At 38.7% G+C, this 13,797-nt stretch carries 18 protein-coding genes and 1 pseudogene; 15 read left to right on the forward strand and 4 right to left on the reverse strand.

Annotated elements, in window-relative coordinates; translation table 11 throughout:
- The coding region (locus LBQ60_07590; protein MDR2037769.1) for a hypothetical protein at positions 1–1,508 on the reverse strand (1,508 nt) is incomplete at its 3' end.
- A gap of 178 nt (positions 1,509–1,686) precedes the next feature.
- Between LBQ60_07590 and LBQ60_07595 the strand changes: the two genes are divergently transcribed.
- From LBQ60_07595 to LBQ60_07620, 6 genes are all read left to right on the forward strand, one after another.
- Positions 1,687–2,637, forward strand: coding sequence for a hypothetical protein (locus LBQ60_07595; protein ID MDR2037770.1), 951 nt, complete (start codon positions 1,687–1,689; stop codon positions 2,635–2,637).
- Positions 2,638–2,652: 15 nt separating this feature from the next.
- Positions 2,653–3,192, forward strand: a complete 540-nt coding sequence (locus LBQ60_07600; protein MDR2037771.1) for a hypothetical protein — start codon at positions 2,653–2,655, stop codon at positions 3,190–3,192.
- Positions 3,193–3,277: 85 nt separating this feature from the next.
- Positions 3,278–3,784 (forward strand): GNAT family N-acetyltransferase, encoded by a 507-nt coding sequence (locus LBQ60_07605; GenBank protein MDR2037772.1) that lies wholly within the window; start codon positions 3,278–3,280, stop codon positions 3,782–3,784.
- A 3-nt stretch (positions 3,785–3,787) separates the two neighbouring features.
- The gene (locus LBQ60_07610) at positions 3,788–4,651 is read left to right on the forward strand and encodes a hypothetical protein (GenBank protein MDR2037773.1); all 864 of its coding nucleotides are present in this window, start codon (positions 3,788–3,790) and stop codon (positions 4,649–4,651) included.
- A 14-nt stretch (positions 4,652–4,665) separates the two neighbouring features.
- Positions 4,666–5,322, forward strand: coding sequence for a hypothetical protein (locus tag LBQ60_07615; protein ID MDR2037774.1), 657 nt, complete (start codon positions 4,666–4,668; stop codon positions 5,320–5,322).
- A gap of 9 nt (positions 5,323–5,331) precedes the next feature.
- Positions 5,332–6,120, forward strand: a complete 789-nt coding sequence (locus tag LBQ60_07620) for a YdcF family protein (protein MDR2037775.1) — start codon at positions 5,332–5,334, stop codon at positions 6,118–6,120.
- A 39-nt stretch (positions 6,121–6,159) separates the two neighbouring features.
- Here LBQ60_07620 and LBQ60_07625 read toward each other — a convergent pair whose 3' ends face one another.
- The 3 genes from LBQ60_07625 to LBQ60_07635 all read right to left on the reverse strand — a co-directional run bounded on the left by LBQ60_07625 (position 6,160) and on the right by LBQ60_07635 (position 8,300).
- Positions 6,160–6,663 carry a hypothetical protein gene (locus LBQ60_07625; protein MDR2037776.1) on the reverse strand — a complete coding sequence of 168 codons (504 nt, stop codon included), beginning with the start codon at positions 6,661–6,663 and terminating at the stop codon, positions 6,160–6,162.
- A gap of 177 nt (positions 6,664–6,840) precedes the next feature.
- The gene (locus tag LBQ60_07630; protein ID MDR2037777.1) at positions 6,841–7,509 is read right to left on the reverse strand and encodes a LytTR family DNA-binding domain-containing protein; all 669 of its coding nucleotides are present in this window, start codon (positions 7,507–7,509) and stop codon (positions 6,841–6,843) included.
- A complete protein-coding gene (locus LBQ60_07635) occupies positions 7,506–8,300 on the reverse strand; it encodes a histidine kinase (protein ID MDR2037778.1) in 795 nt (264 codons plus the stop codon). The genes LBQ60_07630 and LBQ60_07635 overlap by 4 nt, the downstream gene beginning before the upstream one ends.
- Positions 8,301–8,888: 588 nt before the next feature.
- Between LBQ60_07635 and LBQ60_07640 the strand changes: the two genes are divergently transcribed.
- The 9 genes and pseudogenes from LBQ60_07640 to LBQ60_07680 all read left to right on the forward strand — a co-directional run bounded on the left by LBQ60_07640 (position 8,889) and on the right by LBQ60_07680 (position 13,561).
- Complete coding sequence (locus LBQ60_07640; protein ID MDR2037779.1) at positions 8,889–9,299, forward strand: hypothetical protein; 411 nt, start codon at positions 8,889–8,891, stop codon at positions 9,297–9,299.
- A gap of 63 nt (positions 9,300–9,362) precedes the next feature.
- A complete protein-coding gene (locus LBQ60_07645) occupies positions 9,363–9,695 on the forward strand; it encodes a hypothetical protein (GenBank protein MDR2037780.1) in 333 nt (110 codons plus the stop codon).
- 30 nt (positions 9,696–9,725) lie between these two features.
- Positions 9,726–9,911: pseudogene (locus tag LBQ60_07650) on the forward strand (hypothetical protein).
- Positions 9,912–10,149: 238 nt separating this feature from the next.
- Positions 10,150–10,647 carry a DUF1648 domain-containing protein gene (locus LBQ60_07655; protein ID MDR2037781.1) on the forward strand — a complete coding sequence of 166 codons (498 nt, stop codon included), beginning with the start codon at positions 10,150–10,152 and terminating at the stop codon, positions 10,645–10,647.
- A gap of 131 nt (positions 10,648–10,778) precedes the next feature.
- Positions 10,779–11,180, forward strand: coding sequence for a VOC family protein (locus tag LBQ60_07660; GenBank protein MDR2037782.1), 402 nt, complete (start codon positions 10,779–10,781; stop codon positions 11,178–11,180).
- Positions 11,181–11,193: 13 nt separating this feature from the next.
- Positions 11,194–11,712, forward strand: coding sequence for an AAA family ATPase (locus LBQ60_07665; protein MDR2037783.1), 519 nt, complete (start codon positions 11,194–11,196; stop codon positions 11,710–11,712).
- A gap of 301 nt (positions 11,713–12,013) precedes the next feature.
- On the forward strand, positions 12,014–12,406 hold the full coding sequence (locus tag LBQ60_07670) for a GNAT family N-acetyltransferase (protein ID MDR2037784.1): 393 nt from the start codon (positions 12,014–12,016) through the stop codon (positions 12,404–12,406).
- A 184-nt stretch (positions 12,407–12,590) separates the two neighbouring features.
- Positions 12,591–13,169, forward strand: a complete 579-nt coding sequence (locus LBQ60_07675) for a glutamine amidotransferase (GenBank protein ID MDR2037785.1) — start codon at positions 12,591–12,593, stop codon at positions 13,167–13,169.
- 17 nt (positions 13,170–13,186) lie between these two features.
- Entirely contained in the window at positions 13,187–13,561 is a 375-nt protein-coding gene (locus LBQ60_07680; GenBank protein ID MDR2037786.1) for a DUF1801 domain-containing protein, read from the forward strand.
- Positions 13,562–13,797 lie beyond the last annotated feature (236 nt).

Consider the following 13,797-nt stretch of genomic DNA (forward strand, 5'->3'; position numbering starts at 1 on the left):
GAGATGATCTTTTTCCCGGTTCCGTCACGGTATACGAAATTACCGAAACCCATCTGATGGTTAATAAAGCTGCGGATCTCCTGCAATAAAGAATCAGAATCTTTGGCAATGAAAGTGGCTTTGATCTCAAACGCCTTATGGGCTATTTCCCGGTTTGCAGATTGCACTACAATAGGCAGGTCGGATACCACTTCCCGGACTTCATCGGCCAGGAGAAACCCTGCTTCATGAACCAATACCCCGTCTTTGGGGAATTCCACATCGGTAATCAGACACATCAGATTGTCTCCGTACTTGTGCACCATTTTCATAGCCTCTTCATAATCAGAAACCAATATTACTTTAGGTCTCAGCCGCGCCCGCAATACTTTTATCATGTTATCGGCATGGACCTCTTCTACCAGTTTACGTGTCTGCTCCTGTACACTACTGTATAACAACGGCAGATATCTGGAATAATAGATTTCGGAATCTTCTACCAGTAAGATCACTTTGATCAAACCGACCTGTGTGTCATTGTCCACATTCATCCGGTCTTCAAGGTATTTCACCATGACATAAAATATCTTGGTATTCCCGCTCCATATAAAGATCTTGTCGATGGTAGGATATTTAACTATCCTTTCCTTATAATAGGCAAGATCTGCCGAATGGTTGGTCAATAGGAAAATTGGCAATACCGGATTTTTTTCACGGATGATTTTACTGATTTGGAAAGGCATCTCGCGATCGGATCCTCCCATGATGATCACCATGTCGAAACGGATCAGCTGGAGTTGCCGTTTGGCTTCTTCTATCGAAGTAACCCCGGTGATGCGGGGCATGGAAATGATGTTGTTCTGGTAATGTTCACCTAAAATATGTTCGATGAATTTACCTTCGTTTTCGATGGAGAAAGTATCATAGAGGGTGGCCACCATCAGGATTTCATTTACCTTGAACGGCATCAGTTCGTGTAAGGTATTGATGGTCGTATTCTGGTTGGCTAAAAAACGCTGTAGCAACTGTCGGCTATCTATATGGGAAAGAGGAGCTTCTTCTGGTTCCTGGTCTTCTCCGGACTGCTCGTTTTCATCCCGTTTTAAAGCCATTTCATCTAACTCGATGTTATTAAGCCGGTTCGATATAATCATAGTGATATTATCGATCAGGTTTCGTTTTTCCTTTAAAAAAGGACCTTCATCGATGACCGGAAATTCCTGTGTATAGAATACTTCTACACTTCCCTGCCCGCCTTTAATTGTAGTAAAAGATTGGGTTTGCCGCCACCCGGTTTCTATAAATCCGGAAGAAACAAATTCCAGTTCTCCATAGCGGATACGTGCTACCGTATGTTCATTATACTGCCATCCTGCGGGAAGGATATCACATATTTGCTGTAACATCACATCCACCGGATACGTCGTATTCAATATCCTGATCGTTTGGTTGATGCAGGTAAGTTCTTTAATACGTTCACGGTTCTCGAACAATAAATGATCCATCTGTGTGTGATCGGGTGAATCCATTTTATTAATGATTGAATCATGAATCCCATACAGGGGTAAAATCAATGTGCTAAATTAAGGTTTTTTGGTGATGATGCCAAAATGAAATCATACGGGGTAAGTTTGGTATCGGACAATTCTTTTTCAGTATATTTATTACCTTTGTCGGTTTAAATCTGTGTATTAATATGATAACCATATGGACAAGACCATTCTGAATTTATTGTTCGACTACCGGGGGAAAATCAGTTACCGGGAGTTTATTGCCGGGATTATCCTGTTGTTCATCACACTGGGGTGTCATTTCAGCATCTATGCCAATCATGCACTCAATATGGTTTTTACATCACGATTCGGTTATGAATGGCTGAGTTCTTTTACTGTATATAACCAGATAATGTCTGGTTTTTCTCCTCAGTTGATACCCACAGGATTTATTCTTTCATATTCATCATTTGTATTGGCATTGAAACGGATGCGTATGATAAACGGAAACTGTACTTTATCCATAATCACAGGAGTATTGAATTTTTTCTTTTTCGCATCATTACAGGGTTTATCCATATCTGCTTCTTTTATTGAAAACAGTACGATGTTGGATATGGTACCAAAAGCGCTGCTCATCACGCTGGCGGTATTTCTGGTTTTGGGCATTATTATTCTATTGCTTTTGTCCCGTCGCGGTAATCAGGAAGAAGTCGATAGGCCTGAATACAAGGAAGGGAACAAGTTGGGAATTATCAGTTATATTATCAGGTTGGGCAAACTAATGGGGTTTGTGGCTATAGTAGTATTAGTTGCAGGAGTGATCATAGTTATAGAGCCATTTATTGTGATGTCCTTGCACGGATCTTTTTTCCGGATATTTATCATCGCTGCATGTCTTATACCGGTGATTTTTTATATCAGGTATACTGCTTTTCGACTTAATGATGCGGGTGTTTCCATTGGCTGGCTTGCCGGAATATTAATCGCCTATGTACTGATGGTAGCCCTTAAAATATGGATGGGATTCACGGCATGTGGTGGATATCACCTATATGAAACTTTCTTCAGTATTGCATTGGGTTTTTATTTACTGGCTCAGTTTATACCTTTCCTGCTGCCGTCGAAGGATGAGCAACCTGTTGAAAATGAACAATCTTATTAAATTCTGAAATATCACATGAAAAAAATAGTATTTATCATTCTTTTATCCATGAGTATGGGGCATTTTCTTTTGGCCAAAGAAAACGGGTTCAAGATATATTTTTTTAACCGCGCTTATACCGGTGATTTTGAACTGGCCATGTATGATTATGACACTACCTGGAACGCATTTTTGCAGGATGCTGATCTGAGCAGGGCGACCTTACTGATAGATGATCAAGATATCAGAGAATACAGGTGGAAAGACCAGATACTGAGAATATCAGATACGAAGATCGGGAAAATATATGAGAAAAAAGCCGGGTTGTATCAATATATCTTTATTGTAACCCTCAATGGAAAAAGAATGTATGCCGGTAGGGTGATTTCGAAAAAGTCTGCCATGGCAGTAAAATTCCCGGTGATATATTATGATGACATTTATGAAAATAATTCATTACAGATATATCCGGTACATACTACGATACAGCTTGAGGATATTCCCGGAGAAACCCGTGATATAACGGTCATCCCTGCTGTTAAAGAGCATTTTCAATCGGTGAAAAAAATAAAATGAAATACTTCAATTTGAGCTATTGAAGACCTATTGTATGATTTTCAAAGGTTTAATAAGTAGGATGTCTGATAGGTAACAGGGTTATATGGATGTTTTGGAAACAGATCGGCTGATCATACAACCCTTTGATGTTGTACACGTTCATGATTTTCTGGAATTCTACAATCAAGCAGAAACCATGAAATGGGTCGGAAACGGAAAATCGACGTGGACGGAAAACGAATTACTGGAAAAGATGGCCAGGTTTTCAGGACAGTATCCTTTTGGTATTTATTCGGTATTCCTCAAATCCGAATGTAAAGTGATCGGGGAAATATCGCTCTTTGATACATTTCAATCGTCGGTTAAAGCGGAAATCGGATACATCATCCATCAGGGATATTGGAATAAGGGTTATGCTTCTGAACTGTTGCATACATTTGTTCCATTCTGTAAAGAAGGATGGAAATTTGAGCAGATTATCGCCCGGATGTACAGCGATAATATAGTTTCAGCAAAGATTTGTGAAAAAATGGGCATGAGCCCGGTAGCCAGGGATGAAATAGCTGATGGTGTGGTCAGGCTTACTTATGAACTGAAATTCAATCATTAAACGATGAAAGAGAGGCTTTTGGAGTTACAGGAGAAAATATTTCAACATTATCACCAACAGGAGAATGGATTTCACCTGGTATACTCACCCCGGATTTATTTTTTTGAATCGGGTGATTTGTATGAGATCATTTTCTACGGGGAAGGATACGATGACGATCCGTCTGTAAAAGCTGATGACCTTGGAGAAGGATACAATTACGGATACTGTGCCTTGCTTGATTTCCTAACGGTACAGGAGAATGCCGAAAAAGTATCTGTCCTGCGTTTCGGAGGGCCTGATTCAGGAGCGAACGGAACGCGGAGCTGGGATTTTTCCCGTCTGGTGCATTCGGATGTCCGGTTTACCAATCTGTTGGAGTTTGAAGTGGCATTGACCGATCCCGGAGATCATAACACCAGTATTATCGATGAACAGAGCAGTTATGAAGAGAATGGGACCATCGCCAGATTGGTTTCCCGGATGCCCCGGTTGGAAACACTTATCGTACCTTCGGCACCTGACCGGTCTTTTTTCGATCTGGAAGACCTGCCGATCATTGAATTAAAAGTGCAGGCCGGCTATGACCATCAGAATTTTATCGGGAATCTGGCAGACTCTTCCAACCTGAAAGAATTACGTGCGCTGGATTATTCGGAAAAATTCGATCGTTTCAACGATTTTACCGACAAGGACCTTACTTCTTTTGAAAGCTATAAAAATTTGTTCCGATCAGATGCTTTTCGTCATTCTCCCAACAGCTTTCATTTTAAACTTCGTTATGCGCGCCTTACAAAAGAACAATTGTTCGAATTGCAGGAAATCAATCCGATACAGTTTCTGTACATCGATGTCCAGCCCGGGCATTATGTCAGTCATATAAGATAAGGATTGCTGATCACATGAAACGATTGATACCTCTTTTGATTTTATCTCTTGTCCTGATTTCCTATAAGCTGATCACCGATGTCCGGTATGTGAAAAATGATCATTCTGTCCTGATAGAATGGATGGACAGCCTGTCCGGTGATTTCTCATTCAAAGATAAATGGAGCTATCCGGAAGGTATTTATGTCAACAAATTCGGACAACTGAGCTGTGATGGGTTATGTCCGGACGGAATTGAAAGAATGAAAGATCCGGATGGGCGGATTTTTGAAGATTCGCTGGAAGTATTTTACTCTATCTTGGATACCGCCCATCTGTACCATACGATATCCTGTGATGCGGGATGTTACGAATTCGCAGGGACCAATTTCATTACGGTTCGTAAAAAGGGAAGAAAAACGGTGGAATGCTATACCCATACCAATGCTGCGACTCATTGCCACCTTCAGATGGAGATTTTCAGGGGCAGGTGTATGCCGGTTGTCGTGCTGAATAGTATTTCCGGAAAAGGTGAAGTAAGGTATACCTGTAACGGTGGACAGATAATGGTAGATAAAAAAATGTGGGATAAAGGAGTGATGAAAGCGGATTTTCATTTTACTTTTGATCATGAACCATATGAAGAAACTCCTGTGTACTGGAAAGGGAGAATATATGCTTTTATAGAATAGATGATACGTATGAAAAATATAATTAAAAAAGCAGCCATAATAACCGGTCTTCTTTTGATAGTCGGGGCTACAATCTTATCTATAGCTTATGGATTTACCATCGGAAATGCAATTGCATACGCCGCAGGGATCATATTGATAGCTGTCGGGTTATGGTTTCACGAGTTGCCGTTACGATTGCAGAAAACATTACTGGTACTGGCGGGCATCGGTATCATTTTCTTTTTAACAGTAACTACTATGATTATCATTTATGGGAACCGTGATACCGTGACATTTGATGAAGATTGTGTCCTGGTGTTCGGTTGTGGGATCAGGGGGGAGACCGTTTTACCTACCCTACAGTCAAGGCTGGACAAGTGCCTGGAGTATCTGGAGAAAAATCCGGATGCTATTGTGATCCTTAGTGGCGGACGGGGCCGAAACGAAGAGATCGCGGAAGCTGAAGCCATGAGACGTTACCTGATGCAGAATGGAATATACGGCGGACAAATTTATGTGGAAGACCGTTCGAGGAGTACTACAGGAAATGTGATGTTTTCAAAGTTATTACTTCATGTATTATTTTCCGGGCGTGACTTTACTGTAGCCTGTATCACCAGTGATTATCATGCATACAGGGCTGAGAACACCATGCGCCGCGCTAAGATCGATACCCGGCGTTTCAGCGCTGGTGTGAAATGGTATTTGCGTCCGTCAGCCTATTGCAGGGAAGTACTTTCCATCTGTAAATTCTGGATCAAAAGAGATCGTTTTCTGGCAGAGATCCCTTATTCTTCCCAACCTTATTCCGAATAGTCCGTCGTGAAAATTAAGATACGCTTCGGGCGAACTCAATTATTGAGCCAGCCTTTTCGCAATTTCTGTTTCAAGTTTTCCTTTGGATTGAAGCTTGATGTATTTTTCTATATTCTTATCTTTTCCTATGACATTTTTGTTTTTGTTGTAAACAAGAATAGCATTTTCCAACCCAGCCAGATTACCTTTTAGTTGATCAGAAACATCTTTCGTTTCAAGCGAATATTTTGCCCAACCACCCAGGAATGCCATTAGGATATCCGGGTTCGACATGAAAGTGACGATTTCCTGCCGAAGTTCTATTTTTACACTGGGACTTCCGGTTATCCATTTCATCAGGAAAGTATTGGCCGCTTTTCTTTTTTCAATATTTTGGTCAACCGGATTTTTAGCAAGCCAGTTAACGCAGTTTATTATGTCCTGTTCATACGTTGCATAATCCTCAACTTTTACCAGATTGTAGTTTGTGGGGACTTGAAATTCTTGAGCAAAAAGTAAAATTCCCTGAAACACAATAATGCTAACAAAAAATATTTTTTTCATGATTAAACTATATTATTAAGATTTTCGTTGATATTTCATTGGCTTTTTTTGGGACTCACTTCATTTTCATCACGCTTTGCTAGCACTTATACGACAGTATCTGTTGTGCGTCCGTTTTTTCTATCCGTTATCATTATCGTTATGTGCCATATTCGCTTTTTTTAATACTGCCGGAATTCATAACCGCCGGTAGAACTTATTTTGATAATTCTTTCCGACCGGTATCCGTATCCCTGCTATCTGAATGACGTTTCGTTCAATAGATTCGATCTTGTCCATCGCCACAATATACGATTTATGCACCCGCACAAAGTTGTCCGATGGCAGGATTTCTTCCATACTCTGAAAATTTTGGATCGTCATGATCTTTGTCTGTTGGGTAACTATTCGTAGATACGCCCCCTGACCTTCCACAAAAAGAATATCCGAGAAATCAACCCTTTCCATACGGTATTCCGTCTTCACAAACATGTAATTTTTAGCAGTTTTTACCTGCATTTCCGCCTGTACCCTATCAACCGCCTTCAGGAAACGCTCGAACGAATATGGTTTGAGCAGGTAATCCGTCACATTATAGTCGAAACCCTGCACCGCATATTGGTTATATGCCGACACGATCACGATCTTCGGACGATACTGTAAGGCTTCGATAAATTGCAGCCCGGTAAACTGTTCCATTTGAATATCGAGGAAAACCAGATCAACAGAATTCGTTTTCATGTACATAACCGCCTCTAATCCATTACTGAACGATTGCAGATGGTGTAACAGCGGAACCTGCACAATAAAAGCCTCTAACTTTTCAATAGCCAGAGGCGTATCGTCTATTACAATACAACGGATCATCGGGTGTCAACACTTAAAGACACACAAAATAAATCATTTTTTTCGTCAATCTGCAATTTATGCCTGCCGGGATAAAGAAGTTCCAGCCGGCGTTTGACGGTCTCCAAACCTATACCTCCGGTACTGTCTTTTTCTATATGCTGTGCCGGATTGGCAATATTCACCGATTCGAAATATATCTTGTTATCTTCCATCCTGAATGAAAATCGTATGGCATGTTTCACCGTTTTATCCGTACAATGTTTGAATGCATTCTCAATGAATGGGATAAACAACATGGGCGCCACTTCAATGTTTTCATAATTGCCTTTTACGGAGTAGTCCACTAAATCGTGATTCGCATACTGCATTTCCTGTAAATCAATATAACTCCTGATTTGTTGTAATTCCTGTGAAAGCGGCGAGATATTTGAGTTGGTGTCGTAAATCATATAGCGCATCATTCCCGATAATCCCACCAACATACTTGATGCCTTATCCGGGTTCGATGTAATTAGACTGTCTATATTGTTGAGCGTATTGAACAGGAAATGAGGGTTTATCTGATTTTTGAGCAATTTCAATTCCGATTGAAGATTTTGTCGTTCAAGATCCTTTTTCTGTTTCTTTTTTTGGAACCAGTCAATTCCTAAATAAAATAATGCGCCCCAAATGGAAGTTCGTATAGTCGCTATCAAAAAGACAACGTTTAGACCTACTGAATGGGGCCAGGAAACTTTTGAATTCTTAAAGAAAAGATCAATAAGCGGAGCAAACAGGGACTTCAATTCAGGAACGAAAAAAGCAATCAAATAAAACAATATGACATATATAATGTTTTTCTTATCCTTTAAATATAAGTACATTAGGCCGTAAGACACATAGAATATAACAGGCATGAATAAAGCATGCAGTATATTAGCTTGCATCATTTCTGCTGTAGTAATATGTCGAGCTAAAAGTAAACTGCCCAAGTATAAGAGTATATACATGCAGCAGAATCCAACATGCATCAAAATAATGGTCGATTTTTTCATGAATATTTAATTTAAAAAATGAAACATGTCGCAAAAGTCATGCTTTCTGCAATGTAGCGCAAAAATACTTAACGAACATGCGATTTTTATGAACCAAATCCAATATCTCATTAATTAATATGTGATACTACTTACTTCTGTCTGTTATCATAGTTGATAGTCGGACGAATTGATTGTCCATTTGTTGCACCCAACTGTAAGTTGGCCGTTGTTAAAAATGTAAGCTATTTTAGCTGCTTTTAGTTTGTTTTAACACATGGATTTATCATTGTTAAATTAATCGAGACAAGTAATTTTTCCTCGTTTTCTAATATATTTGTTCGATAGTAAGAGATAATTTTAAAAGCAAGCAGAAAAATAATTATGGAACGAAAAGATTACATCCTGACAGAAATTGAAAAAATAGGAGCAATAATAAGTACTATCAGACAGAAATTATTTGGTGGAAAAGGCAACACAGCAATCACCCTTGAGAAGCAGTTCGAAAATGAAAAAGGAATGTTGTTGGATGAGGTGAATTTTGATGTCGATAAGTTATTGCATCTAAACTTTGAGGAATTAAATGAGTATATATCCGGTTTCGAAGGATTTAATATTGAAAACATTGAACTTTTGGCAGAATGTTTTTTTCAGATTGGTATCAATGATGAAAGTGACAATTCGAAAAAATATCTTGAAAAAGCGCTACAGCTCTATGAACTCTGTAACTTGAAAAGCAAAACATATTCATTAGAACGCGAAACACATATAAAGGCTATAAGAAACGCCTTGTAATATACTGTGAAAGGAAAATCCGGATTTTGGGGATTGAAATTAAAAGAATGAATGATGCTAAGAATGAATTTGATATTTTTTATTTTATTATCTTTTATCACAGGCTGTGATTCGAAAAACTCATGGTCTTGTAGGGGTGACTGTGAAAATGGAGAAGGGATGAGGGTCTGGAAAGATAATGGAATAGAAAAAAGGACTTGGATCAATGGTAAATTGAATGGGCAGGGATTTCAATATTTTGGCCGGACTTCTGATTTTGCAGGAGATACATATGAAGGTGAATTTAAGGATGACCTATACTATGGTTATGGAATTTATTATGATAAAAGCGAAGACGCAAAATATAAAGGACAATGGAAAAATGGGAAATCAGAAGGTAAAGGTATTGTAATATGAGGAGACAAATCGAAATTTCCTGGTAGGTACTATGATGGAGAATGGAAAGATGGGTTAATGCACGGTTTTGGAACAAAATTTTGGGGTAAAGCTGAAACAGATGAATATACAAACAATAAATATATTGGTGAATGGAAAAATAACGAAATGGATGGAATGGGTAAATATGAATGGGCAGACGGAAGCTATTACGAAGGACCATGGAAAAAGGGATAACATCATGGAGAAGGTATTTATGTCTTTTCAGATGGAGAAGTTTTTAAAGGGATATGGGAAAACGGATATTGTGAAGAACTTGCTAAAAAACTCGGACTAGAATAATGTAAAATCCATATGAAACTTATACTAAAGAAGAAGTTAGCAATTCGGTTGTATTTGATTGTTGTTCCTGTCAGACGAACAGATTGTCACCCTATTGTGCTATGTAAATATATCTACTCAATAAGAAACAAATATGAAAAAAAGACCCAAAATTAAGTTAGCACTTACTACACCTGATAAAATGTTTGAGGCCGCAGGTTGGATCAGCGTATGGCTTATTTGGGTTTTGATACTGATACACTATTCCGGCTTGCCGGATACCATACCAATTCATTATAATGCAGCCGGACAGCCTGACGGATTCGGAGGAAAGGTAAATATTCTGATTTTACCGGTTATTTCAACAGTTCTCTTTATCGGATTAACCATTCTGAACCGGTATCCTCACATTTTTAATTTTCCTGTAAACATTACTGAAAATAATGCGTTACAGCAGTACACTAATGCAACACGGATTATCAGGTATCTGAAGCTGATTCTTGTTTTGATCTTTGGTTTTATCACCTTCCGGACAATTCAATATGCAAATGGGCAGGCGGACGGACTTGGAACCGGATTTTTACCTTTAATGTTAGGATTCATTTTTATTCCGTTGGTCTATTTTATCGTGCAGTCGTTCTTAAAAAAATAAAAATATGACTGTTGATATCTGTATGAAATAATCGATTATCTTCGTAAAACGGATGATAGGGGGCGAAACGGATGGTGTTATCGAAAACACACGGTCTACGTATCAGAAAAATATAATAAAACCATAAAATGATGAAATTTGCTGGTGTAAGATTATTGGTGAAGGACTTTAAAAAATGTTTTAAGTTTTATACCGAGCAGCTTGGCCTGGAACCTGTGTGGGGAGACGAAAATAGTGTATATGCCAGTTTTAAGGTAGCGGATGGTATCGAAGGCTTGGCCCTGTTTGTTTCCGATTTTATGGCTCCTGCTGTTGGTAATGAAGACAAGCTTCAACCATCGGGATACCGGGAAAAATTAATGGTATCTTTTGAGGTGGCTGATGTTGATGAAGCTTATCAATCATTCCTGGCAAAAGGGATCAATTTTATCAATCAGCCAATAGATATGCCAGATTGGGGAATGCGTGTGGTTTATTTACGTGATCCGGAAGAAAACCTGATAGAATTGTATACTCCCCTGGCAGCAAAATAATATGGACATAAATGTGAAACCTGTATTATTCATATTGTCAGGATTACCGGCTTCCGGAAAATCAACCTTATCAAAACTCATTGCAAAGGCATATAATGCGGTATATTTGAGGATTGATACTGTGGAACAGGCGTTGCGGGATCTATGCAATGTTGACGTGCAGGGCGAAGGTTACAGGTTATCATACAGAATTGCAGGTGATAATCTGAAACTGGGCCATAACGTGGTGGCGGATTCGTGTAATCCGATAACGCTTACACGCAGGGAATGGGTAGACGTGGCTGATAAAAATGGAGCAGGGTATATCCATATAGAGATCAGGTGTTCGGATAAAGAAGAACATAAAGAGCGGGTCCGGACAAGGAAATCCGAATTGGAAGGTTTGAAACTGCCGACATGGGAAGAGGTGGAAAGCCGGGAATATCATCAGTGGGAAAATGAGAGAATTATTATTGATACCGCCCACCAATCCGTTGAAGAGAGTTTTAACGAATTAAACGATAAGATAAAACGGTATTTGACGAAAGGATAATTTCACCTGAAAGAGGAGGAAAGTTGTTCTTCAAAAAACAAGAGTCAGGATTGAAACAGATAATATTGAATTCCTTTGTATAGAGTTGAAAAAGTAAGCATATCGGCCTGATCGGAAAAATCAGGAATGAACCATATGGAAAATAACCGACATTTGAAGATCCGGACGGTCATGGAATTTGTCGGGAACAGGAAAATATAGTAGATTGAAGATGTTTGAAAAATTATCATATAGGCCGGTTGAGGAATCTGATTTCGAGGAAATATGTAGGTTCCCGAAAAATTCAGAGGAATTATTTTTTATGTTTCCAAAGGCAGAATTCCCGTTGACCGTAGATCAGTTAAAAGTTACGGTTGGGAGTAGATTTGATTCCACCGTGATTTTATACAATGAAGAAATAACCGGATTTGCGAATTTTTATGAAGTGAAAGAAAAAGAATTCTGTTCGATAGGGAATGTAATTGTTCATCCGGATTTTCGCCATAAAGGAATCGGTGAATTTTTGATCACTACCATGGAGCACATTGGAGCGGAAAAATATCAGGTGCATGAATCTCATCTTTCCTGTTTCAATACAAATACCAAAGGGATTTTGTTGTATTCGAAATTAGGATACCAACCTTACGAAATAGAAAAATGGTTGAATAAAGAGAACGGATTATTAGCATTGATCAAATTGAAAAGAAAGGTATAGATACCGGTCGATTTTTGAAGTAATTATATCTGATTCAAATTTATAGGTTACCTGTTCAACCCAATATTTTATAGGAATCAATGAAGACGTGAACAGTATTAACCATAAGGATAGATTTATCAGCCTTTACAAAAAGGCATCAATTTTGTTTATGAGTATATCGAAATAAGAATAAAAGATAAATATGAAGAAGAAAATAATGATATTTCTTTTTGACGGATTTTCCGATTGGGAGATCGCCTATCTCACACCTGAAATCAGAAAAAATAAGACTTTTGACCTGGTTTACTTTTCTTATGATGGAAATCCGGTCTTTTCTATGGGAGGATTACGTGTCATGCCGGACATTTCGTTGAAGGATATTCATCCGGAAGAAGTGGAAATGTTGATTCTCCCGGGAGGAACAGCATGGGAAGAAGGGGAGAATGATTTTATGGACGCTCTTGTGAAAGATCTGTTGGCAGAAGGAAAAACAGTAGCAGCTATATGCGCAGCTACTGCTTATCTTGGAAAAAAAGGCTATTTAAATGACCGGAAACATACCAGTAATGATTTATACTACCTGAAAGGAATAGCTCCGGAATATTCAGGAGAAAAAGATTATGTAAATGACCTGGCTGTTACCGGTAGGAATATCATAACTGCCAAAGGTATTGCCCCGATTGAGTTCGCCAGGGAAATATTCGCAAAGTTAGAACTGTATCAAGATAATGATCTTGAAAAATGGTTCCAGCTTTTTAAGAATGGAATCTGGAGCGAATAAAAATTAAGAAAGGGAAAATGCTGGATAATTACAGAAATGTTGATGAGTACATTGCGGGAGAACGGCTGGAAGTTCAGGAGATATTGAGGCAAATCCGTGCAGTCATCAAAGAAATTGTACCTGAAGCGGAGGAAAGTATTACATATGGAATGCCTGCATATAAACTGAATAAAAAACCGTTGGTGTATTTTGCATCATTCAGGAATCATATCGGTTTTTATGCTACACCTAGCGGTCATTCCGAGTTTTCCAGGGAACTCTCCCGATACAAGCAGGGAAAAGGATCGGTTCAATTTCCGTTAAACGAGCCGGTACCATTGGATCTGATAAAGCGGATGGTGAAGTTCAGGAAAGATGAAATAGCCATGAACATTACTGTTCACTCGCCGTAATGATTATCTATGGCGTATTTAGCTCCGCTGAGCCCTTCGGGGTTCATCTGACCTTAAAAATTAAATTATAAACAGATGAAATTAAAATACATAAATAAAGACAATTATTATGTGAGGTTTTGCTATCTGAAAGTAAAAAAGACTTATATTTGAGCGTTTTCAACTGTTCTCTATGTTTTCCGACACAAGTTACAATCTGGTAGCTTGTTTCAGTTTATGGGTAATTTATTTAAACG

Source organism: Bacteroidales bacterium, from assembly GCA_031275285.1.
In the GTDB taxonomy this organism is placed as follows: domain Bacteria; phylum Bacteroidota; class Bacteroidia; order Bacteroidales; family UBA4181; genus JAIRLS01.

Excerpts from the sequence above, each read along its gene's own strand:
- LBQ60_07595 (MDR2037770.1), top strand. The coding sequence starts at position 1,687 with ATGGACAAGACCATTCTGAATTTATTGTTCGACTACCGGGGGAAAATC.
- LBQ60_07600 (MDR2037771.1), top strand. The coding sequence starts at position 2,653 with ATGAAAAAAATAGTATTTATCATTCTTTTATCCATGAGTATGGGGCAT.
- LBQ60_07605 (MDR2037772.1), top strand. The coding sequence starts at position 3,278 with ATGGATGTTTTGGAAACAGATCGGCTGATCATACAACCCTTTGATGTT.
- LBQ60_07610 (MDR2037773.1), top strand. The coding sequence starts at position 3,788 with ATGAAAGAGAGGCTTTTGGAGTTACAGGAGAAAATATTTCAACATTAT.
- LBQ60_07615 (MDR2037774.1), top strand. The coding sequence starts at position 4,666 with ATGAAACGATTGATACCTCTTTTGATTTTATCTCTTGTCCTGATTTCC.
- LBQ60_07620 (MDR2037775.1), top strand. The coding sequence starts at position 5,332 with ATGAAAAATATAATTAAAAAAGCAGCCATAATAACCGGTCTTCTTTTG.
- LBQ60_07625 (MDR2037776.1), bottom strand. The coding sequence starts at position 6,663 with ATGAAAAAAATATTTTTTGTTAGCATTATTGTGTTTCAGGGAATTTTA.
- LBQ60_07630 (MDR2037777.1), bottom strand. The coding sequence starts at position 7,509 with ATGATCCGTTGTATTGTAATAGACGATACGCCTCTGGCTATTGAAAAG.
- LBQ60_07640 (MDR2037779.1), top strand. The coding sequence starts at position 8,889 with ATGGAACGAAAAGATTACATCCTGACAGAAATTGAAAAAATAGGAGCA.
- LBQ60_07645 (MDR2037780.1), top strand. The coding sequence starts at position 9,363 with ATGAATTTGATATTTTTTATTTTATTATCTTTTATCACAGGCTGTGAT.
- LBQ60_07655 (MDR2037781.1), top strand. The coding sequence starts at position 10,150 with ATGAAAAAAAGACCCAAAATTAAGTTAGCACTTACTACACCTGATAAA.
- LBQ60_07660 (MDR2037782.1), top strand. The coding sequence starts at position 10,779 with ATGAAATTTGCTGGTGTAAGATTATTGGTGAAGGACTTTAAAAAATGT.
- LBQ60_07670 (MDR2037784.1), top strand. The coding sequence starts at position 12,014 with ATGTTTCCAAAGGCAGAATTCCCGTTGACCGTAGATCAGTTAAAAGTT.
- LBQ60_07675 (MDR2037785.1), top strand. The coding sequence starts at position 12,591 with ATGAAGAAGAAAATAATGATATTTCTTTTTGACGGATTTTCCGATTGG.
- LBQ60_07680 (MDR2037786.1), top strand. The coding sequence starts at position 13,187 with ATGCTGGATAATTACAGAAATGTTGATGAGTACATTGCGGGAGAACGG.